Genomic DNA, 23,486 nt, shown 5'->3' on the forward strand with positions numbered 1-23,486 from the left:
GAGAGAAATACGAAAAGTATTTCGTCGATCAAAGCAAGTTGGGGTGGCTGAGACGGCACCCTAGGAAAGCGAAGCCATTCAATACGAAGTATTGTGAAAATAGAGAACAGCAGCAAGATATTTTCAATTTAAAAATATCTTGCTGCTGTTTTTCTGAGATGTATGTCCCAGACCCTTTTTGTGCCTTTATTATTATGTTATTTTTTTTCAATTTCGATAAGCAGATCACCAGTAGCGATGGCATCACCATTTGCCACAGTGACTTGCTTAATTATACCATTGAATGGTGCTTGTATTGTTGTTTCCATTTTCATAGCTTCAGTTATTAATAACGGTTGATTTACAGAAACTTCATCTCCTACAGCAACTTTAACTTCTGTCACAGATCCAGGCATTTGCGCACCAATATGACTTGGGTTCGTCTTGTCTGCTTTAGGTTTTACATTCACATTTGTTTTAACATTTTCATCTTTAATGTAGATACGTCGTGCTTGACCATTCATCACAAAATAGATTGTACGATTGCCATTTTCATCTGGCTCACTAATCGTTTCCAATTTAATAATCAAACGTTTACCAGTATCAATTTCAATTTCTACTGTTTCTCCATGACGCATTCCAAAGAAGAAAGTAGGTGTATCTAGTAATGATAAATTACCATATTGCTCTTTAGTCGCTATATATTGTTCGTATACTTTAGGGTACAATACATAACTAATTAAATCTTGATCAGTCACTTCTTCTTGTTGTTTATTAGCCAATTCTTTACGCACTGTATCAAAGTTTACATCATCCAGATATTCACCTGGTCGTGCGATTAACGGCTGCTGACCTTTTAAAATAACATCCCGCAATTGCTTATTAAAACCATTAACTGGTTGTCCAATTTCCCCTTTAAAGTAAGAAACTACTGATTCAGGAAAATCAAGTTTATGACCATCTCTAATCACGCTTTCTTCGTCCAAATCATTTTGAACCATATAAAGTGCCATATCCCCAACAACTTTTGATGAAGGCGTAACTTTAACGATATCACCAAATAAGAAGTTAACGCGGCGATACATATCTTTAACTTCGTCAAAGCGTTCTCCTAAACCTAAACTTTTAGCTTGTTGACTTAAATTTGAATATTGACCACCTGGCATTTCATGTTGGTAAATTTCAGTATTTGGAGATTTAATATCACTTTCAAAATCAATATAATAATCACGCACATGCCCCCAGTAATGACTCAACGTTTCAAGTCCAGCGATATCAGTACGCATATTACGATCAAAGCCATTTAAAGCATAATATAAAGAGTTCGCGCTTGGTTGACTTGTTAAACCACTCATTGATGCGACTGCTGTATCAATAATATCTACCCCAGCATCAATTGCCTCTTTGTATGTCAACAATCCGTTGCCACTTGTATCATGTGTATGCAAATGAATAGGCATATCAACAGCTGCGCGCAATTCGCCAATTAATTCATATGCTGCTTTAGGTTTCAACAAACCTGCCATATCTTTAATCGCTAATATATGGAAACCTTCACGTTCTAATTGTTTAGCTAAATTTACATAGTATTCTAACGTAAAGACATTAGAACGCTCCGGATTTAAAATATCACCTGTATAACAGATGGTACCTTCAGAAATCTTACCTGCTTCTTGCACCGCTTCATTGGCTACCTTCATTTGATCAACCCAATTTAATGAATCGAAAATTCTAAAGACATCTACCCCAGCTTTGGCGCTTTCAGCAACAAATTTCTTGATAACATTATCGGGGTAATTCTTATACCCCACCGCATTCGACGCACGCAACAACATTTGGAATAATACATTTGGAATTGCTTCACGAAGACGTTCTAATCGCTCCCATGGGTTTTCTTTAAGGAAATTATATGCAACATCAAAGGTTGCGCCACCCCACATTTCAAGTGAAAAACTATCTTTAAAGACTTCAGCTGTTTTTGAAGCAATATTCATTAAATCTTTTGTACGTACTCTCGTAGCTAAGAGAGATTGATGTGCATCTCTAAAAGTGGTATCAGTAATTAAGACATCATCTTGTTGACGCACCCATTGTGCAACATGATTTGGTCCATGCTGATCTAACAATTGTTTAGTACCAGACAAACTATTGATTTGTTTCTTTGCAATACGTGGTATAGAAGTCGTTTCATAATCTGGTTTAGGTCTTTGCTGAACATTTGGGAAGCCATTGATTGTAACATTGCCAATGTATTCAAGTGTTTTTGTTCCCCTATCCAGTGTCGGTTGTATATCAAATAATTCAGGTGTTTCCTCAATAAATTTAGTTGTATAATCACCGCTTCTAAATTTTTCATTTCTCATCACATTAATCAAAAATGGAATATTCGTTTTCACACCACGGATACGCATCTCACGTAATGATCGTTCCATTTTTTCTTCTGCTTGTTTAAAAGTCACGGCATGCGTTGATAATTTGACAAGCAATGAATCATAATAAGGTGAAATTTCAGCACCTTGGAATCCATCACCAGCATCCAATCTAACGCCAAAGCCACCACTTGAACGATAAGCAATGATTGTACCTGAGTCAGGCATAAAATCATTAGTAGGATCTTCTGTTGTAATGCGGCATTGAATTGCATATCCTAAAGTATGAATATCTTGTTGTTGTGGTAAACCAATTTCCTCACCAAATAAGCTTGCACCATCAGCCACTAATATTTGAGTTTTAACAATATCAATACCTGTAATCATTTCAGTGATCGTATGTTCTACTTGGACACGAGGATTGACTTCAATAAAATAAAAGTCTTCACCTGAAACTAAAAATTCCACCGTACCGGCGTTTACATATTTGATTTTAGTCATTAATTGTAAAGCTGCATTACAAATTTTCTCTCGCAATTCTTTTGACAAACCAACAGATGGCGCTACCTCAACAACTTTTTGATGGCGACGTTGTACTGAACAATCACGCTCATATAGATGCACAATATTGCCAAATTCATCTCCAATAACTTGTACTTCAATATGTTTAGGATTATCAATGTATCTTTCAATATATACTTCACTATTGCCAAAAGATTTTTCAGCTTCAGATTTAGCACGATGAAAGGCATCTTCTAATTCGTTCGCTTCCCTAACGATACGCATACCTTTACCGCCACCACCACTTGTGGCTTTAATCATTAACGGATAGCCCGCCTCATCCGCAAATGCACGAGCACTTTCAAAGTTTTCTATCGGTCCATCTGTCCCTGGTATAACAGGTAAATCCGCATTTATTGCAGTTGTTCTTGCTTTAACCTTATCCCCAAACATATCTAAATGATCTAGATGAGGTCCTATAAATTTAATGCCTTCTTCATGGCATCGATGTGCAAAATGTTCATTTTCACTTAAAAAACCATACCCTGGATGTATGGCATCTGCACCAGCTTCTTTAGCTACAGCTATAATGCGTTCGATGTTCAAATAACTTTCAGCTGGTCCCAAATCTTTACCAACTAAATAGGACTCATCAGCTTTATATCTATGTAAAGAACTTTTATCCTCATTAGAATAAATTGCGACCGTTTTAATATTTAATTCAGTTGCTGCTCTAAAAATTCTTATTGCTATTTCACCGCGGTTGGCAACCAGTAACTTTTTAATGTGTTTCAAAGCAGTGACACCCCTCTTATTATTTGAAAATTCTAACTAATTAGATAATAAAATTTTATCTTAATTTACGCTAAAAAGCCATTAATATTTTGTGAAAATATGCTAACAATACACAAACTAAAACTGACCATAAGCGAATAAGTAAAAGTTATTATATATCATAATTTAATTTTATCATCATTCAGTATTTGTTGCTATACTGTATCTAAAACTTAGTAAAATAATCATAAATGATTAAAACCAGCTAGGACATACATCTCTCCAAAATAGCATTAAAGGTAGTTTGACATATAAAGACAGACTTCAGCATCCCCAACTTGCGTTGTCTGTTGGCTTTCATTTCGAAAGCCTCTTTGTTGGGGCCCCACTTTTAAGTGTTTTGGTGAAGGGCTTCGTATTTTGTCTTAATGGTACTTTAATGATAGAAATAATGAAGAAGTCAATTTCTATTGAGTTTCAGTAGAAATTGACTTCTTCAACTTGTCAGAGGCTTCTATGTCGCAACATCTTGGATGATAAATGATTCAAATAGCTATAAAGATAGATGTTACTACATTATGCGTTTTGGCATACTTTTTTGACGTTGTTTGCGTAATTTATCTTCTTTCTTAATTTGTTTACCAATCATAAGCAATAAGCCAAGTGCAATGCTTAAACTAATCATTGACGAACCACCAAAACTAATAAATGGCAATGGCACACCTGTCAATGGAATGGTTGCAGAAATGCCTCCTAAATTAACAAATGTTTGACTGCCAATATAGCTTGCTACACCAACACATACAAGTTTATTGAAATATGATGTCGTTTTATTTGCAAGTATAAAAGCTCTATAGACAATAAAAAATAATAAGCCTATAACGAATAAACCACCGACTAATCCTAATTCTTCACAAATTATAGCAAAGATGAAATCGGTATGTGGTTCAGGTAAATAACCTAACTTCATCACACTGTTGCCTAGTCCTCGACCAAATAGACCTCCATTACCTATAGCTATAAGTGAGTTAGAAATGTGATAACCCGTTCCAGCCGATGATGCGAACGGATCAACTAATGTACTAAAACGCGCTTGTAAATAGCCAGGCAAATGTCCTGATAATGCCACTATAAGTAATACTATGAAAAAAGCTGCAGCAATAGCCGTTAAGATGATAAAGAACTTTCCTTTGAAAAACTTTTCAAAGCCTAAACCTGAATATAACAATATCGAACCAAATATAATAATAATCAATAATGTTTGCCCAACATCGCGCTGTAAAAAGACAAGCGCTAAACAGAATAAAACTAATCCCACAGGTGCAAATATTAAAGTAAAATCTTTTTTTACTCTAGGCATTTTTCTATCAATAATAAAAGGGATATACATAATAATGGCAATTTTAAGTAATTCTGACGCTTGTAAGTTCATAAATCCGAGGTTAATCCAACTTTTTGAACCATTAATGTTCTTCCCAATAATGAGCGTTAAAAGTAGTAATAGTATGATTGTTCCCATAATACCTACCTGCACTTGAGGGTTTTTCAAGATTTTGCCGTTTAGCAAAAATGCAATGACAAATACAATCGCAAAACTCAAAATAACATAGAGTAATTGTCGATCGTAAAAATACGTACCAGCTACCTCGACGCCACCAGTTAACGTTCCTTTAGTGGCAGCAACCATACTTGCACTATATACCATAACTAATCCAATCAGGCACAATATCACATAAGCTATTAATAATGGATAATCGATAAATTTAGATGTTTTACCAATCTTTCTCATTAAATTTTTAAAATTATTCATAAAGTTGATCATCCAATTCTAAATTTTAAACTAGTTATTCCATCTGAAAAATTTATATTTTAAAATTATGTAAAGAAATCTTTCTAAACTATTATATACTTCAAGCGAGCTATTTCTCAAATATTAACTGACTATAGCTCATAAACAAAATCAAACACAACATTCATCATACTTAACATAAAAGTGACTGAGAATATTAAGTTCAATTAATACTCCAGTCACTTGTCATCAACCCGCATGTATGTATCTTGTTAGTACGCAACACTTAATTATATATAAGTTATTAAAAACAACCATTTATTATTTAACATCTGTAAATGCTTCATGTAATTTTGAAAGTTCTTTCTCAAGTCTTAACATTAAATCTTTGCCATCTTCTTTATCAACAAGCCCAAGTTGAACAGCAAAATCAACTTCTTTTTGTAGGCCAAACATTTGAGTATCGAGAACTTCTTCATATAATGGGCAAGATGGTAACGTTAAATTATCTATTTGAACTTTGATAAGTTGTAATATTCTATCTGCATCTTTGTTTAATTGTTCATATGCCACACTTTTTAAATTAGTTTGGTTCGCCATCACATACTCCCCCTATCCTTAAATATCTTCATGTAAAAAGTTTATCTTACTACATACCAAAAAGCAAGTGAATTTCAGTAAAGGAAATTTTAAATTTATGCTAAAATGAAATCGTAGTTTAAATTTAGGGAGTGGAACATATAATGATACAGATAACAGGTGAAGTTAAATATCCGATTACATTGGATAGTACAACTTGGATTTTTGATGATCGTAAAGTCAGTATTTCTGACCTTGAACAAGGCGTTTTTGACGGATCTAAACCCATTGAATTTGATGATAATAGAGAATGGAATCGTGCCATACTTGAAGGTCAAACAAACCCACCAACACTTAATTCTGAGATTAAATATAAAAAACGTGCCGTCTTAGAGGACTCTTTCGTCATTAATATGACTCCGTTTTTCAAAAATGCTGAACCGCATAATAATGCAACAATGATTCGCTTAATTGATAAAAACCAAGATGCTATCGATGTTCCATTAGATTTACTCCCCTATTTATTTTTCCAATTCGCTAAAGATGGTAAACGTCTCTATGAAGACAATGCTGTTGATAGTTTTGTTTATATACAAAATAAAGGATATGATTACCAGTTTAAGCATATAACTCATATCGAGGTGATTTAATTTGCGTGAAGTGCAATGTATCATTTGTGATCGCAAAGTATTTATTGATGAAGCAACCGTTGAAGCTAAGCGATTACAAAATAATCCTATACGCACGTTTATGTGCGATGATTGTAAGAGTCGACTGGATAAACCTAAACAACGACCTTATACACAAGAGACTCAAAGAAATGCAACAGATAAACGCTGTCACAAACAGCCGAAAAAGTCGCTCAAGAAGAATAAAAAAACTGATTGAAGTCAATACTTCAATCAGCTTTTTTATATCACTTACTAATCTATTTTATTCGTTATCTTGCATCATTTGTTTTACACGTTTTGCTTCTTTTTCGCGTGCTGCTTTGTTTAAAATTTTCTTTCTCAAACGAATACTTTGCGGTGTTACCTCTACTAATTCATCATCATTAATATACTCTAACGCTTCTTCCAACGTTAAAATTCTAGGACGATTCATTGTTTGTGTTTGATCTTTTGTTGCAGATCGCACGTTTGTTTGGTGTTTTGCTTTTGTTATATTTACAGTTAAATCATTTTCACGATTGTGTTCTCCAACAATCATACCTTCATATACTTCAGTACCTGGTTCCATGAAGTTAACACCACGATCTTCTAAACCTATAATGGCATATGCTGTTGCTTGACCTTGATCCATTGAAATCAATGCACCATTACGACGACCACCAATTTGTGCTTTCACTCGCGGTCTAAACTCTTCAAATGTATGATTGATAATACCGTATCCACGTGTCATAGACATGAATTCAGTTGTGTAACCAATCATACCACGTGCTGGAACCATAAAGATTAAGCGCGTTAAACCATTATCCGTTGTTGTCATATCAACCATTTCGCCTTTACGTGCACCTAATGATTCAATCACAGCACCTGCATTTTCAGAAGGTACTTCACATTGAACACGTTCAAATGGTTCACTTAATACACCATCAATTTCTCTTAAAATAACTTGTGGTTTAGATACTTGAAGCTCGAACCCTTCACGTCTCATATTCTCAATTAAAATAGATAAATGTAATTCTCCACGACCAGCAACAATCCATGTATCAGGAGAGTCAGTTGGTGATACTTTTAAGGAAACATCTGTTTCAAGCTGTTGTTCTAGACGTTCTTGAATTTGACGTGCTGTCACAAAATCTCCTTCACGCCCAGCAAATGGTGAATTATTCACCTTAAATGTCATTTCTAATGTAGGCTCATCAATACGTAACACCGGTAATGCTTCTTGATTATCCGTTGGCGTAACCGTTTCACCTACGTTAATGTCCTCCATACCAGAAACAGCAATTAAATCACCGGCTTGCGCTTCTTCAATTTCCTCACGTTTTAAGCCGAAATAACCAAATATTTTAGTCACACGGAAATTTTTTACACTGCCATCTAATTTAATTAATGAAACATTATCACCTACATGCATTTTCCCTCTGAAAACTCGCCCAATACCAATACGGCCAACGTAATCATTATAATCCAATAATGCTACTTGGAATTGTAATGGTTCATCACTGTTATCAATTGGTGCTGGCACATAATCAATAATTGTTTCATATAGTGATTGCATATTTTCATCTTGTTTCTCAGCATCAAGACTCGCTGTACCATTTACAGCTGAAGCATAAACTACTGGGAAATCTAATTGCTCATCGTTAGCTTCTAATTCGATAAACAAATCTAGAACTTCATCTACTACACCTTCAGGTCTAGCAGATGGTTTGTCAATTTTATTAACAACCACAACTGGTTTTAAATTTTGTTCTAATGCTTTTTTCAATACAAAACGTGTCTGTGGCATCGTACCTTCATACGCATCTACTACTAAAACGACACCATCAACCATTTTCATGATACGCTCTACTTCACCGCCAAAATCAGCGTGTCCAGGTGTATCTAAGATGTTAATTCTTGTTCCTTTATAGTCGACTGCAGTATTTTTGGCAAGAATTGTAATACCACGTTCTCTCTCTAAATCATTAGAGTCCATCGCTCTCTCGTCAACATGTTCATTCTCTCTAAAAATACCCGACTGTTTAAGTAATTCATCTACTAATGTCGTTTTACCATGATCGACGTGAGCAATAATTGCGATATTACGTACATCTTCTCTTCTATTAGTCATATTATTATTTCCTTTCTTAGGTAAACTCCCACTTTTAATTACAACTTTTTTATTATATCATACTATTAAGAAATGATAAGCAAAAGGTGGGGTGGGGTATGCAAAATCAAAAACAAAAATCAAAATCTATATTTTGGATATTATCAATCTTAGCTGTTATATTTTTAGTGTTATTTAGCTTCAGTGTTGGTGCTGGAAGTGTTCCAATGATGATTTTAACACTTATATTACTCATTGCAATATTTGGTATAGGCTTTACACTTAAGAAAAAATATCGTAATAATCATTGGCTATAAACTTCAGATGAATATTAGAAGAGCCTGGAACATCATTCTTGTTCTGGGCTCTGAACTCTATATTGGCAGTAGTTGACTGGATTAAAGATACGCTTATACCAAGTTTTTTCAATCCTAGTCAACCATGCTGGGGCGGGACTTCGAATTTATAATGCATTCTGTTCCGCTCTCTTTTATTTGTAATATTTAGCATGTAATTCTGTTAAAGTTTGTTGATGTGGTAAAAAGAACTGTTGAAGAAGTTCTTCGTGAACTGTTTGATTAGCCATTAAAACAGAATCAGGATGTGTAATCTCTAAAGTTTCTCCTAACAAATTACTTCCCTTGCCACCAACTTCATTTAGTATAATTAACCCGCCAGCAAAGTCCCAAGGTTGCAATCTTGGTGTAATGTATGCTGCTAGTTGTCCTTTAGCTACAGCAATAATTTCAAGTGCAGCACTCCCGTATGCACGGGAACTTCTAGCACGATTTACAACTGGCTGAAAAATCGGCCCAATGATAGGCTTTGTTACCCAGTTAGGATTTATACCAATTAAACTTGATTTTAATTCTGATGTACCAATTGCTTCAAGACGATGATTATTTTCAAAGGCTCCCTCATGTACTTTTGCATGATATAAAGCATCTTTCATAACATCATAAACAAATCCTGCATAGGCTTCTCCGTTGTAATAAATACCAATAGAAATCGCAAAATTTTCACGTTGATGCACAAAATTAAGCGTGCCATCAATAGGATCGACAACCCATACTACTCCATCAATATTTCTGATGTTATGTCCATGTCCTTCTTCTCCAATCACCTTATGTTCAGGATAGTTGGAGTGAATTGCCTCATAAATATATGTTTCTGTTGCTTTATCAACATTAGTTACTAAATCATTCGGATTTGATTTCGTTTCAATACTTAACTTTTCTTTCATCATTAATCTAACATTATTGCCTGCTTCTAGTATTAAACTTTTCGCAAAATCATATAGTGCCACGGTACCATCTCCTATTATCTATCATTATACATGATTCCACCTACATTGTTATATACAATACAATTTTGTTTTCCTTTTCAATAGATCTTTAAACGTTATTTCTATAATCAACTTCGAAGTCGAATAGTGTGGACTTATGCTACAATAGTAACAACCTTATTCCATTATAAAGGAGTTAAACAATGACTAAGTATACGTTTAAACAAAAAGATTTTAAAGCATTTGATGTCGACGGTTTAGATGCACGCATGGAAGCTCTAGAAGCGCATGTTAGACCTCAATTACGTGCTTTAGGAGATTATTTTGCTGATTATTTTACATCTCAAACAGGTGAAACATTTTATTCACATGTAGCAAAGCATGCACGTCGCAGTGTTAATCCACCTAAAGACACATGGGTAGCATTTGCAACGAATAAACGTGGTTATAAAATGTTGCCTCATTTTCAAATTGGGCTATTTAAAGACCATCTGTTTATCATGTATGGCGTTATGCACGAAACTAAAGATAAAGCCCAACGTGTTAAGACATTTGATAAACACTTCGATACGTTAACACATTTACCTGAAGATTATCGCATTTGCCTTGATCACATGAAACCTGATAAACCACTTATCAAAGACTTATCCGTCGACGAATTACATGAAGCAATTGATAGAGTCAAAAATGTGAAAAAAGGCGAATTCTTTGTTGCACGTACACTTGCACCAAACGATAAACGCTTAAAAAGCGATCGAGCTTTCCTAAATTTTGTTGAAGAAACATTTAACGAATTTATTAAATTCTACGCATAATTTTAGCCATATAATTATTCTAACCTTGCCACTGACAATGAATCATTTCAAATGTCAGTGGCAGTTTTTTAATTGCGTTTTATTGTTTATGCATTCAACCGATATAGTTGATACTATAACTAGGTGTTATCGTACTGACCAAAAAAATATATATTTTCTTAAATAAGCATAATTTTTTTCTAATAATAAAAAAAGTTTAGGTTGACCTAATTTTTATTTTAGGTTAATATTTATACATCTACTATTAAGGAGTTTTATGAATGAATAAGAGAGACACTACACATCAACCTAAACATCTAAGCTTAGATGAAATTAATAATACGATTAAATTTGATTCAAATGGTACATCAAGCCAAAAATTTCTAGCATTTTTGGGCCCTGGCCTATTAGTTGCTGTTGGTTATATGGACCCCGGAAATTGGATTACTTCAATGCAAGGTGGAGCACAATTTGGATATACCTTATTATTTATTATCTTAATATCCAGTTTATCTGCTATGCTACTGCAAAGCATGACACTGCGTCTAGGGATTGCGACCAGTCATGATTTAGCTCAAATGACAAAACATTATCTTTCAAAACCAGTGGCAATTATTTTCTGGATTATTGCAGAACTTGCCATTATAGCAACAGATATTGCAGAAGTTATAGGTAGTGCCATCGCACTAAATTTGTTGTTAGGCATCCCATTGATTGTTGGCGCGATTATTACAGTCTGTGATGTATTTTTATTACTATTTATAATGAAATTTGGTTTTAGAAAAATCGAAGCCATTGTTGGAACATTAATTTTTACTGTATTAGCCATTTTTGTCTTTGAGGTATTTATCTCTTCTCCAAGTACAACAGCTATTTTAGAAGGATTTGTTCCTCATAAAGAAATCATTACAAATCATGGAATTTTATATATCGCGTTGGGTATTGTTGGAGCTACAATTATGCCACATAATTTGTATCTACATTCATCTATTGTCCAATCACGCCAATATGATAGACACTCTATAAAAGAAAAAGCACAGGCAATTAAGTATGCAACAATTGATTCTAATCTACAATTATCCGTTGCCTTTGTAGTTAATTGTTTATTATTAGTATTAGGTGCATCACTATTTTATGGCGTTAACCAAGATCAACTAGGTGGCTTTTATGATTTATACCATGCATTACGGACACAACCTATTCTTGGAGCTGCGTTAGGTGCTATCATGAGTACACTTTTTGCTGTTGCCTTGTTAGCTTCAGGTCAAAATTCGACCATTACAGGAACATTAGCAGGTCAAATTGTTATGGAAGGTTTTTTAAATATTTCATTACCTAACTGGTTAAGACGTCTTGTCACTCGAGCAATTGCTGTTATTCCAGTTATTATTTGCCTCATCATTTTTAAAGGTAATGAAGAGAAAATTGAACAATTACTAGTATTTTCACAAGTATTTTTAAGTATTGCCTTGCCGTTTTCACTTATACCGTTGCAGCTATCTACAAGTAACAAACAGCTAATGGGACCTTTCGTAAATAAATCATGGGTTAATTATTGCTCATGGATACTTATCATTGTTTTAAGTGTATTAAATGTTTATTTGATTATCGAAACATTTAAAGAATTTATATAAATGGCTCCTAATTTAAAATAAAACTCGATCTATAGGACATGCTAAAGACCGAGACTCGGTAAAAATTTTTCAAAGCGAAAGATTACAAACCCTTTCATTTGGGATTGGTTATGAACGTTCTTCTAGGAGAACCAAGCTATTCAATATGAAGTATCAAGATAAAAAAGCTCGTAGATGATTGTGAAAAATCATTTACGAGCTTTTATTTTATAAATTATGTCTTAAACGCTATTAATATACACGTAATGCTTCAACTTTTCATTTAATAGATATATGGATTTTCTTTCTTTTCTGCATGTTTATATTGTTCTGCATGCCAATCGGAATCATTTTTATATTGGTTTCTTTTAACAATCAACAACACAATAACGATTAACCATAAAATCATTGCAATGATGTTCATACTAAATAGTCCTATTAAAACTGCAGAAATAAATAGAAATATTGCAATAAGTGAACGATTTTTTATCAATGTTGTCGCAGCGATTCCCAATATAGTTGAAAATGCTAAAATGCCTATGAAAAACACCATAATAAAATGAATTAGCTCTGGGGTCACTGTAACGTTTTTACCAGCAAATTGTTTCGCCATTTGTTCATATTCTTTCACATTATTCTTTTCATCTGTTAAAAGCATGGATAAGATATTAAAAAGCAAAAAAATTAGACTTAGACCATTTGCTATCCATGCAATGACCAGCTCTTTCTTTGTCTTCAAATAGCAACTCTCCCTTATTGTACTCAATATCTATCATACTAAAAATATATGTTAAAAGCGAATACATTATAATAATAAAAAGCGGAACATCAGTCTTTATTGACTTGATGCTCCGCGCTTTACTTCATAGTTTATTTTGAATCATCAAGATGACTTTCTTGCTGATCTTTTGCACTATTTTCATGATTAAATATTTGTTTACGCTCTTCATAGTTCATACGTCGCTGATTTACTGCGCTTGGCTGATTTTTACGTTTTTCTTTCATACGCTGATTATAAGCTTTTCGTTTTTCACGTTTTCTTGCTTTAATTTCAGCTTTTTCTTGTTTGCGTTGCGCTTTTAACTCTTTTTTATCTAATACCGGTTCTTGTTGGACAACTGCTTCATTAAATGGGGCAGCTCCTTCATCGCTAAATTCATCTTGATATTTATTCTTATGATATTTTGCCTGTCTTGAGAGTACTTGTGGTGCTTCATCTTCATCGTCTGTTGATTGATAGTCACTCATAATCGCACGTTTAGGATATTGATCGTATTTATCATCTTCGTTAAATGATGAATTGCTCGTTTCTTGTGGCATGTGATATGCCATGTCGTCGTTAGGCTGATGACGTTCATAATCATCATATATCGGTGGCTGTTGTTGATAATCCGGCTCATTATAGCGATAATCAAAGTTATCATCATAACCAGGATAGCCATATGCAGGTACTATTTCTACCTTATTCTTTCTTGCAAACATCATAATAGCAATGATAAAGAAGAAAATAGGAATGATTAATGTCACAAATAAAAGTACGAGTGGTAGCGTAACAACAGATGCAACTAAAAATAATATTCCTGATAATATTCTAATATTCATTGAAATCAGTGCTAAAAATGAGATGAGCAAACAAATAATAAAATATACTATCACTGCCCAAATACCGTTTTGTAACCAAATTACAAACTGAGTTGTATTAAAACCATTATTACCTAATATTTGTTGAATTAAATCATTGTTATTTAATGTGGCTTCTAAATTCTGTATTGACGTATCATTACTGAATGAAACTAATGCAATAAACATAGTAATAATTGTCATTAGCAACAAGAAAATCCAGCTAAACCAACCAAGTATTTTTTCAGTTAAACGACTTACAGGCCGTTTGATTTGAGTATACTGTTCTCCTGACATTTATTACAACTCCCTTACCATCCTTATCAAATAATTATATCGAATTTTAACTTAAATAACTACAATTTTATGCTACTTTAACGACATTTTAAAATTCAAAAAGCTTTCATTATAATTCCCAAGTGTTCGCTGACCAAGATCTTTATATACTTCTAAGCGGGCTTGTTCTTGTTGTGTTGGATAGAAACGATAATCGTTTCTAATTTCATTAGGTAGTAACTGACGTGCTGCTTTATTTGGTGTCGCATAGCCTACCCATTCCGTATTTTTCTTGCTATTTTCCGCATCTAAAAGGAAGTTTATAAATTGATATGCGCCCTCTTTATTTTGAGCTGTCCTTGGTATCACCATATTGTCGAACCATAGATTGGAGCCTTCTTTAGGAACAACGTAATTATACTTATCGCTTCCTTGCACAAGTGGTGCAGCAACACCACTCCACACTACCGCGATGTTACCTTCATTTTGCTGCAACATCATTGTTACTTCATCACCAACAACGCCTCGAACTTGTGGCCCTAGCTTTTTCAAATCTTGTTCAGCTTGTCGTAAATGTTGTGAATTGGTGTCATTTAAACTATAACCTAATTTATTTAAACTTAATCCTATAATTTCTCGCGCCCCATCGACAAGTAATACATCATTACGATATCGTTCTTGATATAAATCAGACCAATGATTAAATGACGCGTCTGGATATGCTTGTTTATTGTATAATATACCCACTGTACCAAAAAAATATGGAATAGAATATTGATTTCCCTTATCATAAGACTTGTCTAAATAATCTGGGTCTAAATTTCGCATATTAGGTAATTTATGATGATTCAATGGCACAAGTAAGTTTGCACGCTTTAATTTTTGTACCGTATATTCACTTGGAAAAGCAACGTCATAGTGAGTACCACCATTTTTTATTTTGGCTTCCATCGCCTCGTTAGAATCAAACGTTTCATATATAACTTCTATCCCCGTTTGATTTTCAAATTGTTTAATCAATTCAGGATCAATGTATTCTCCCCAATTATAAACATATATTTTTTTGCCAGATTTTGCTTTTTCATGTCCACTAAAAAGATGACTTATCCCTAGACAAAGTAATCCAATAACCAGCGCGCCGCAAACTAATTGAAGAAACTGTTTCATCGTAGCATACCTCTTTTCAATCTAGGTTTACGCTTTAAGGAACGCTGGATACCATAATAACCAACTATACCAATGACGATAACAACAAATAACAGTGTTGAGATCGCATTTACTTCCATACTTATTCCTTTTCTAGCCATGGCATAGACTTCAACTGATAGGACACTAAAACCATTCCCAGTCACAAAAAAGCTAACCGTAAAATCGTCTAATGAATATGTTAAAGCCATAAAAAAACCACCTATAATCGCAGGCATTAAATTTGGAATAAGTACGCGACTTAAAATTTGTGATTCTGTTGCCCCTAAATCTCGTGCAGCATTTAATATATTGTGATTCATTTCATAAAGTTGTGGTAAAACAACAATAACTACAATTGGAATACAAAACGCAATATGCGATGCTAAAACAGTACCGAAACCTAATCCGATTCCCGTAAAATGTCCAAGCGCAGTAAACATAATTAAAAATGAAGCACCGATAACTACATCAGATGACACCATAAGTACATTGTTTAATGTCAATAATGTTACTTTAAGTTTCTTCTGTCTTAAATAGAAGAGTGCTATCGCACCAAATGTTCCTATAACAGTTGAAATTGATGCAGCCAATAGCGCTACTGCTATTGTATTAAAAATAATTGCCATGAGTTTGTCATTTTTAAATAAGCTTTGATAATGTTCGAACGTAAAATGCTCAAAATGTATCATATTTCCACCAGAATTAAATGAATAAAACATTAGAAAAAATATTGGGACATATAAGATGACCAATAAGATACTTATATATAATTTGCCATACCATTTCACATTGGTCACCTTCTTTCATCGTTAGATTTCGTAATGATAAGGATGAGTGCCATAAATACAATTAAGACGATTGCAATCGTAGCTCCCATACCATAATTTTGAATCACTAAAAACTGTTCTTCAATAGAAGTACCTATGTTGATTACTTTGTTACCTGCAATTAATCGCGTTATCATAAATAACGATAATGAGGGAATAAAAGTAACTTGTACCCCTGTCAAAACACCTTCTTTTGTTAGTGGCAATATCACTTTTCTAAATGTTGTAAATGGGTTTGCACCTAAATCACTAGATGCTTGAATTAGATTTACAGGTATTGATTTCATACTGTTGAAAATCGGCAATATCATAAAAGGAATATAAATATAACTAGCTACAACTAAAAAGGCAGCTGATGTAAATAGCATGTCTACTTTTGGAACATTTAATATTCCAAGTACTTTATTAATCAGCCCATCGTGACTAAGCAAACCAATAAAAGCATATGTTTTTAATAACAGATTAATCCAAGTTGGAATAATAAGTATTAATAACCAGAAATTAGGATTTTTAGCGTTTCTAATAAAATATGCAGTTGGGTAACTGATGAACAGCGTGATCATAGTAATTAATGCGGCATAAAGAATTGAGTCCCAAAACATTTCAAAATACTTATACTGAAATATTTGTTGATAATTAGTGAAACTAAAATGTCCATTTATATCGGTAAATGAAAAATATATTAACAATAATACAGGCAAAATTATGAAGATAATCATCCATAATATATAAGGCACTAATAGTATCTTTTTAATATTACTCATCATCAGTATCCTCATAGCTTTCAATACGTTTATCAAATTCCTCTTCAGTTTCTCCTGGAACCATGATATGAATAGATTCTGGTTCAAAATATAAACCAACTTCACTACCCACATCCGCCTTTTTAGTAGTTTGTATAACCCATTCATAGCCCTTTCGATCTACACAACAAATTTCATAATGCACACCTCTAAAGAGCAAAGAATCCACTGTAGCTTTAAACAAACCAGCTTCGGCTTCTATTAAAGAGATATCTTCTGGACGAATCACAACTTCAACCTTTTTACCAGAAGGAATCCCCATATCAACACAATCAAAATCCTGCCCATAAATATTAACTACATAATCTTTGACCATGGTGCCATTTACAATATTTGATTCGCCAATAAAATCAGCTACAAAACGATTCACAGGTTCATCATAAATATCTGTTGGTGTACCAAATTGTTGTATTTTTCCGTCTTTCATCACAAAAATGTAGTCACTTAATGCTAAGGCTTCTTCTTGATCATGCGTAACAAAAATAAATGTAATACCCAATCGTGATTGTAATTCTCTGAGCTCATATTGCATTTCAGTACGTAGTTTTAAGTCTAAGGCTGATAATGATTCATCTAACAATAATATTTCTGGCTCATTAACAATCGCTCGAGCTATAGCTACACGTTGTTTTTGACCACCACTCATATCATTAATACTGCGCTGTTCGTAACCTGATAACTTTACTAACTTCAAGGCATCTGTCACTTTTTGATCAATATCTTTTTTAGATAATTTCTTAAGCTTTAAACCAAAAGCAATATTATCATAAACATTGAGATGCGGGAATAACGCATAATCTTGAAAAACGGTATTGACCTTACGTTTATTAGCCGGTAAATTTTCGATAGAACGATTTTGATAAATAATCTCTCCACTGTCTGGTGTCTCGAACCCCGCAATAAGCTTTAAAATAGTCGTCTTACCACATCCTGATGGACCCAATAAAGTATAGAAATAGCCTGATTCAATATCTAAGTCCATATGGTCAAGAATATTTAAATCATCATAGCCTTTACTCACTGATTTAAATGATAATAATGGTTGCATAACGTCATAACTCCTTATAAATATGATGCAGTTGCTACAATCAATATCGTAACGTTCTGCTTGCTGTTATTGCATAATTGATGGACATCATTTGCCCTGAAATAAAGTGCGTCTTCTGCATTTGCACGATAAAGTTGGTTCCCGAGTGACAAAGTAATTTGCCCTTCTAAACAATAAATAAAGGTATCTGAATTAGAAGGCTGAAAATGTTTATATGATGCACCAGGCTTTAACGTAAGCATGAGTGGTTCCATGTCATACTCATTTGAATTTGTGACTAACCATTTTAAAATATAGCCCTTGTCATATTCATCATAAATTGTTTGATCTTCAGCTGTATAAAGCACCTTTTCTTTAGTTTTCTCCTGAAAAAAATCACTTGGCCGCGTACCTAAAACTTCTAATATATTTAGAAATGTCTCCATACTTGGAGACGCATGTTGACTCTCAATTTGAGAAATATATCCCTTCGTTAAGTCAGTACGTTCAGCTAATTCTTCCTGTGTTAAATTTTTGAGCATCCTTAAATTTTTCAATTTCATTCCAATATCCATCTATGTAACCACCTAAAAATAGCTGTATCATGTTTAGTAATATTAAACATTTTGTTTAATGCTTAATAAAAATAACAAAATACAGCTCATGTTGCAATACTTTTTATAATTATTTAATTATGAATGGAAAAAAATAATGCATAATAAGATTCTTAGTATTATCTCAGCTTGTTTTGCTTGTTGGATTTCTGACCGAACTTCTCCAAGTTGGGGCCACCCCAACTTGCTTTGTCCGTGGAAATGCTTGTTGCATTTCTTTTTGTTGGGGCCCCACCCCAACTTGCGTTGTTCGTTGGCTTTCGTTTTGAAAGCCTCTGTGTTGGGGCCCCTATGTTCTTGTGTTGTTTTTTTGTTGTATGTGTGTTGGTTTATTTTGTGTTGTTGCTTCTTTAATGACTTGGTAGCTGTTGTAACCGCTGTTTTGCTCGAATTCTTTAAATATTTGTTTTTCTTCTGCTTTTCCAGGTACAATTTGTTTAAAATTTCGATAGTGCGCTATAACTTGATTGGATAACACAGATGACTCATAATAGCGCTCTATTTGATTAAAAAAGGCAATCACCTTTAACATTTCATCATGTGTCCAGTCCATATCTAAAGGATATTGATATTCCATTAATTTACCTCCTTAAGTAATATAGCAAAAAAGAGAGCGGGACAGAGTTCATTTTGAATTCGTATTCCCGCCCTGGCAAGGTTGATTTAAATTGAAAAAACTTAGTATAAGCGTGTTTTCAATTCAGTCAACTGCCGCCAATATATAGCTTAGAGCCTAAAACATAATGATGTCTTAGGCTCTAAACGATTTATAAATCACTATTACATAGTGTGGATTGGTAATCCAATAGCTTTTTCAGCTGCTTCCATAGACATTTCACCTAATGTTGGGTGAGCATGTACTGTTAATGCGATATCTTCAGCGTTCATTCCTGCTTCAATAGCTAAACCTAATTCAGAAATGATATCAGAAGCACCATTACCAGCAACTTGTGCACCGATAAGTGTGTCATCTTCTTTTAATGTGATCAATTTAACGAAACCAGTAGTATCATCTAATGATAACGCACGGCCATTTGCTGCATAAGGGAATTTAGAAGCTTTGTATTCTAAACCTTCCTCTTTAGCTTGAGCTTCAGTGTAACCAACTTGAGCTAATTCTGGTTCAGTGAAGCATACAGCAGGCATACCAATATAATCAACTTCTGAAGCTTGTCCAGAGATAGCTTCAGCAGCTACTTTAGCTTCATAGCTTGCTTTATGAGCAAGTGGTAAACCAGGAACGATATCACCAATTGCATAAATATTGTCGATAGAAGTACGGCTTTGTTTGTCTACTTCTAATAATCCACGATCAGCAAATTTAAGACCTAATTCTTCTAAGCCTAATTCGTCTGTATTTGGACGACGGCCAACAGTTACTAATACGTAATCAGCTTCGATTGTTTGTTCTTCACCTTTAGCTTCATAAGTAACTTTAACGCCATTTTCAGTTTCTTCAGCATTTTTAGCCATTGCTTCAGTAATGATCTCAATACCTTTGTCTTTCATGCCTTTTTTAACAGGTTGTGTCATTTGTTTTTCAAATCCACCTAAGATGTCTTTCGCACCTTCAAGGATTGTAACTTCAGAACCGAAGTTAGCAAATGCAGTACCAAGTTCAGAACCAATATAACCGCCACCAACAACAACTAATTTACCTGGAACTTCTTGTAAGTTCAACGCACCAGTTGAGTCGATAACACGTTTACCAAATTCAAAGTTAGGAATTTCTATTGGTCTAGAACCAGTTGCGATAATAGCGTTTTTGAAGTTATAAGTTTGAGCACTTTTTTCATCCATAACACGTAAGCTATTGTTATCTACGAAGTAAGCTTCGCCTTTAACAATTTCCACTTTATTACTTTTTAATAAGCCTTCAACACCACCAGTTAATTTGTTTACAACTGATTGTTTGAATTCTTGAACTTTGTCAAATTTAAGTGATACGCTTTCAGCGATTACACCTAAGTTTTCAGAGTGTTGTGCTTCAACAAAGCGATGAGAAGCGTGTAATAATGCTTTTGAAGGAATACAACCAACGTTCAAGCATACGCCACCTAAGTTACCTTTTTCTACGATTGTAACTTTTTGTCCTAATTGTGCTGCGCGAATTGCTGCAACATAGCCACCTGGGCCTGCTCCAATAACAATAGTATCTGTTTCAATTGGGAAATCTCCAACTACCATGTTTTACCCCTCCATTAATAATAATTCTGGATTATTTAATAATCGTTTAATATGGTTCATTGCATTTTGTCCAGTTGCACCATCAATTTGTCTGTGGTCAAAGCTTAATGATAATGCTAATACAGGAGCTGCAACGATTTCGCCGTCTTTAACGATTGGTTTTTGTGCAATACGGCCAATACCTAAGATAGCTACTTCTGGGTGATTGATAACTGGAGTGAACCATTGTCCACCAGCAGAACCGATATTACTGATAGTACATGTAGCACCTTTCATTTCTTCAGAAGTTAATTTACCGTCGCGAGCTTTAACAGCTAATTCGTTAATTTCATCTGAAATTTGGAAGATAGATTTACGATCTGCATTTTTAACTACTGGCACTAATAAACCTCTGTCAGTGTCAGCTGCGATACCAATATTCCAATAATGTTTGTGAACAATTTCGCCAGCTTCTTCATTGAATGAAGTATTAAGTGCTGGATATTTTTTAAGTGCAGAAACAAGTGCTTTAACTACATATGGTAAGAATGTTAATTTAATACCTTGTTCAGCTGCAATTTCTTTGAATTTTTTACGGTGATCCCATAAGTCTTGAACATCAATTTCATCCATTAATGTTACGTGAGGTGCAGTGTGTTTAGAGTTAACCATTGCTTTAGCAATTGCTCTACGCATTGCAGGGATTTTTTCAGTTGTTTCAGGGAAGTCGCCTTCTGGAACCGATTGAGTTTGAGGTGCAGAAGTCTCTTCAGAAGTTGAAGCAGCTGCACTTTCATTAGAAGCAGATGCAGCTTGAGCACCGCCACCATTTAAGTGGTTGTCAATGTCTTCTTTTGTGATACGGCCATTTTTACCTGAACCAGCAACCGCTTTAATATTAACACCTTTTTCACGTGCATATTTACGAACTGAAGGCATTGCTTTAATTTTTCTGTTTTCGTCTACTTCTTCATCTTGTGAAGCTGATGCTGCTGGCGCTTCTTCAGTTTCAGCTTTAGCTTCTTCTTTAGCTGGCTCTTCTTTAGCTGATGAATCGTCATCATGACCTTTAAATTGCATTTCTTCAGCATCAGGTGCATCAATTTTAACGATGACGTCTCCTACTACTGCAACAGTTCCTTCGTCTACTACCACTTCTTCAATTGTACCGCTTACTGGAGAAGGGATTTCAACTACGGATTTATCGTTTTGAACTTCAGCTAACACATCATCTTCTTCAATAGTGTCTCCGGCTTTAACAAACCACTTTACAATTTCACCTTCGTGGATACCTTCACCAATGTCGGGTAATCTAAATTCAAATGCCACGTTCTTGTCCTCCTAATAATGTCATTTTCAATTATTTCATTAAATTTATAACATGAGGTTGAGACATCAGCTTAATATGCAACTAGAAAAGCTTTTTTAATGCGTTTTACCAGATGATACAAAACCCTTAGTTGTCCCGACCTCATAGTTCATTTTTACACATCTAAATCATTTATTCAAAAGTAAGTCTTGCAATTTTTTACAACAAATTATTAGAACTCTAATGTTGCTTTTGCTTGTTCAACAATATCATTTTTGTTTGGTAACCAAACATTTTCAGCTTGAGTGAATGGATAAACTGTATCAGCAGCAGCAACACGTGCAATTGGTGCTTCTAATGATAAAATTGCTCTTTCTTGTAATTCAGCAGCAACATTTGCGCCAACACCTGATTGACGTTGTGCTTCTTGAACAACAACAACGCGTCCTGTTTTTTCAACAGAAGCAACTAGCGTATCCATATCTAATGGCTGAACAGTACGTAAGTCAATCACTTCTACTGAATGACCATCTTTTTCAAGTTCTTCAGCAGCTTTAACGGATTCTTGAACCATTGCACCATAAGCGATTAAAGTGATATCTGTACCTTCTTTAACAACTTTAGCTTTGCCAATTTCAATTGTATATTCTTCTTCAGGTACCTCTTCACGGAATGAACGGTATAATTTCATATGTTCTAAATAAACAACTGGGTCATTAGATCTAATAGATGAAATTAATAAACCTTTTGCATCGTAAGGGCCTGAAGGAATAACCACTTTAATACCAGGTGATTGAGCTAAAATACCTTCCAAGTTATCAGCGTGTAACTCAGGCGTATGTACCCCACCACCAAATGGTGTACGAATAGTTACAGGAGCTGTTTTTGTACCACCTGAACGGAAACGAGTACGCGCGATTTGTCCAGCAACTTCGTCAAACACTTCAAAAACGAAGCCAAGGAATTGAATTTCCATAACTGGACGATATCCTTGAGTAGTTAAACCAAGAGCCAAACCACCAATACCTGATTCAGCTAATGGAGTATCGAATACACGGTCTTCACCGAATTCTTTTTGTAAACCTTCAGTAACACGGAATACACCGCCGTTAACACCAACGTCTTCACCGAAAATTAAAACATTTTCGTCATTTTGCAATTCAGTTTTAAGCGCATTGTTAATCGCTTGAACCATTGTCATTTGTGCCATGGC

The 23,486-nt window shown here is 34.3% G+C and carries 21 protein-coding genes; 5 read left to right on the forward strand and 16 right to left on the reverse strand.

Annotated features, from left to right (window positions below; all coding sequences use genetic code 11):
* Window positions 1-197: 197 nt before the first annotated feature.
* The 3 genes from CD041_RS04185 to CD041_RS04195 all read right to left on the reverse strand — a co-directional run bounded on the left by CD041_RS04185 (window position 198) and on the right by CD041_RS04195 (window position 6,012).
* Window positions 198-3,644, reverse strand: a complete 3,447-nt coding sequence (locus tag CD041_RS04185; RefSeq protein ID WP_070815440.1) for a pyruvate carboxylase — start codon at window positions 3,642-3,644, stop codon at window positions 198-200.
* A gap of 550 nt (window positions 3,645-4,194) precedes the next feature.
* On the reverse strand, window positions 4,195-5,433 hold the full coding sequence (gene ftsW, locus CD041_RS04190) for a cell division peptidoglycan polymerase FtsW (RefSeq protein ID WP_002478357.1): 1,239 nt from the start codon (window positions 5,431-5,433) through the stop codon (window positions 4,195-4,197).
* A gap of 300 nt (window positions 5,434-5,733) precedes the next feature.
* Entirely contained in the window at window positions 5,734-6,012 is a 279-nt protein-coding gene (locus CD041_RS04195; RefSeq protein ID WP_002459406.1) for an Fpa/YlaN family protein, read from the reverse strand.
* 143 nt (window positions 6,013-6,155) lie between these two features.
* On the opposite strand from CD041_RS04195, the gene CD041_RS04200 reads away from it, so the two are divergent.
* Together CD041_RS04200 and CD041_RS04205 are read left to right on the forward strand one after the other, a co-directional pair.
* Window positions 6,156-6,641, forward strand: coding sequence for a hypothetical protein (locus CD041_RS04200; RefSeq protein WP_002459407.1), 486 nt, complete (start codon window positions 6,156-6,158; stop codon window positions 6,639-6,641).
* Between the two features lies 1 nt (window position 6,642).
* Window positions 6,643-6,879: a DUF2197 domain-containing protein gene (locus CD041_RS04205; RefSeq protein WP_080606598.1), complete on the forward strand. Its 237-nt coding sequence runs from the start codon at window positions 6,643-6,645 to the stop codon at window positions 6,877-6,879.
* A gap of 45 nt (window positions 6,880-6,924) precedes the next feature.
* Here the strand turns inward: CD041_RS04205 and typA are convergent, their stop codons facing one another.
* The gene (typA, locus tag CD041_RS04210; RefSeq protein WP_002459409.1) at window positions 6,925-8,772 is read right to left on the reverse strand and encodes a translational GTPase TypA; all 1,848 of its coding nucleotides are present in this window, start codon (window positions 8,770-8,772) and stop codon (window positions 6,925-6,927) included.
* 98 nt (window positions 8,773-8,870) lie between these two features.
* Between typA and CD041_RS04215 the strand changes: the two genes are divergently transcribed.
* On the forward strand, window positions 8,871-9,068 hold the full coding sequence (locus CD041_RS04215) for a DUF5325 family protein (protein WP_002478359.1): 198 nt from the start codon (window positions 8,871-8,873) through the stop codon (window positions 9,066-9,068).
* Between the two features lie 173 nt (window positions 9,069-9,241).
* Here the strand turns inward: CD041_RS04215 and CD041_RS04220 are convergent, their stop codons facing one another.
* On the reverse strand, window positions 9,242-10,057 hold the full coding sequence (locus tag CD041_RS04220; protein ID WP_002459411.1) for an inositol monophosphatase family protein: 816 nt from the start codon (window positions 10,055-10,057) through the stop codon (window positions 9,242-9,244).
* A 182-nt stretch (window positions 10,058-10,239) separates the two neighbouring features.
* Between CD041_RS04220 and CD041_RS04225 the strand changes: the two genes are divergently transcribed.
* Together CD041_RS04225 and CD041_RS04230 are read left to right on the forward strand one after the other, a co-directional pair.
* Window positions 10,240-10,851: a YktB family protein gene (locus CD041_RS04225; protein ID WP_002493059.1), complete on the forward strand. Its 612-nt coding sequence runs from the start codon at window positions 10,240-10,242 to the stop codon at window positions 10,849-10,851.
* A gap of 260 nt (window positions 10,852-11,111) precedes the next feature.
* Window positions 11,112-12,464, forward strand: a complete 1,353-nt coding sequence (locus CD041_RS04230; protein ID WP_002459413.1) for an Nramp family divalent metal transporter — start codon at window positions 11,112-11,114, stop codon at window positions 12,462-12,464.
* A gap of 262 nt (window positions 12,465-12,726) precedes the next feature.
* Here CD041_RS04230 and CD041_RS04235 read toward each other — a convergent pair whose 3' ends face one another.
* The 11 genes from CD041_RS04235 to CD041_RS04285 all read right to left on the reverse strand — a co-directional run bounded on the left by CD041_RS04235 (window position 12,727) and on the right by CD041_RS04285 (window position 23,483).
* Window positions 12,727-13,182 carry a DUF4064 domain-containing protein gene (locus tag CD041_RS04235; RefSeq protein ID WP_002478361.1) on the reverse strand — a complete coding sequence of 152 codons (456 nt, stop codon included), beginning with the start codon at window positions 13,180-13,182 and terminating at the stop codon, window positions 12,727-12,729.
* 131 nt (window positions 13,183-13,313) lie between these two features.
* Window positions 13,314-14,360, reverse strand: coding sequence for a lipoteichoic acid stability factor AuxB (gene auxB / locus CD041_RS04240; protein WP_002478362.1), 1,047 nt, complete (start codon window positions 14,358-14,360; stop codon window positions 13,314-13,316).
* A gap of 72 nt (window positions 14,361-14,432) precedes the next feature.
* On the reverse strand, window positions 14,433-15,506 hold the full coding sequence (locus tag CD041_RS04245; RefSeq protein ID WP_070647962.1) for an ABC transporter substrate-binding protein: 1,074 nt from the start codon (window positions 15,504-15,506) through the stop codon (window positions 14,433-14,435).
* Complete coding sequence (locus CD041_RS04250) at window positions 15,503-16,315, reverse strand: ABC transporter permease (protein WP_002459417.1); 813 nt, start codon at window positions 16,313-16,315, stop codon at window positions 15,503-15,505. Before CD041_RS04250 ends, CD041_RS04245 begins: the two co-directional genes overlap by 4 nt.
* A gap of 5 nt (window positions 16,316-16,320) precedes the next feature.
* A complete protein-coding gene (locus CD041_RS04255; protein WP_002493062.1) occupies window positions 16,321-17,118 on the reverse strand; it encodes an ABC transporter permease in 798 nt (265 codons plus the stop codon).
* Window positions 17,111-18,205 (reverse strand): ABC transporter ATP-binding protein, encoded by a 1,095-nt coding sequence (locus tag CD041_RS04260; protein WP_002478364.1) that lies wholly within the window; start codon window positions 18,203-18,205, stop codon window positions 17,111-17,113. The genes CD041_RS04255 and CD041_RS04260 overlap by 8 nt, the downstream gene beginning before the upstream one ends.
* A 14-nt stretch (window positions 18,206-18,219) precedes the next feature.
* A complete protein-coding gene (locus tag CD041_RS04265) occupies window positions 18,220-18,759 on the reverse strand; it encodes a helix-turn-helix domain-containing protein (RefSeq protein WP_002478365.1) in 540 nt (179 codons plus the stop codon).
* 328 nt (window positions 18,760-19,087) lie between these two features.
* Window positions 19,088-19,375 (reverse strand): UPF0223 family protein, encoded by a 288-nt coding sequence (locus tag CD041_RS04270; protein WP_070647961.1) that lies wholly within the window; start codon window positions 19,373-19,375, stop codon window positions 19,088-19,090.
* A gap of 203 nt (window positions 19,376-19,578) precedes the next feature.
* The gene (gene lpdA / locus CD041_RS04275; RefSeq protein ID WP_080606599.1) at window positions 19,579-20,985 is read right to left on the reverse strand and encodes a dihydrolipoyl dehydrogenase; all 1,407 of its coding nucleotides are present in this window, start codon (window positions 20,983-20,985) and stop codon (window positions 19,579-19,581) included.
* A gap of 3 nt (window positions 20,986-20,988) precedes the next feature.
* A complete protein-coding gene (locus CD041_RS04280; protein WP_002478366.1) occupies window positions 20,989-22,293 on the reverse strand; it encodes a dihydrolipoamide acetyltransferase family protein in 1,305 nt (434 codons plus the stop codon).
* Window positions 22,294-22,505: 212 nt separating this feature from the next.
* Window positions 22,506-23,483 (reverse strand): alpha-ketoacid dehydrogenase subunit beta, encoded by a 978-nt coding sequence (locus tag CD041_RS04285; protein WP_002459424.1) that lies wholly within the window; start codon window positions 23,481-23,483, stop codon window positions 22,506-22,508.
* Window positions 23,484-23,486: the final 3 nt, after the last annotated feature.

This window comes from Staphylococcus lugdunensis (assembly GCF_002901705.1).
Lineage (GTDB): Bacteria > Bacillota > Bacilli > Staphylococcales > Staphylococcaceae > Staphylococcus > Staphylococcus lugdunensis.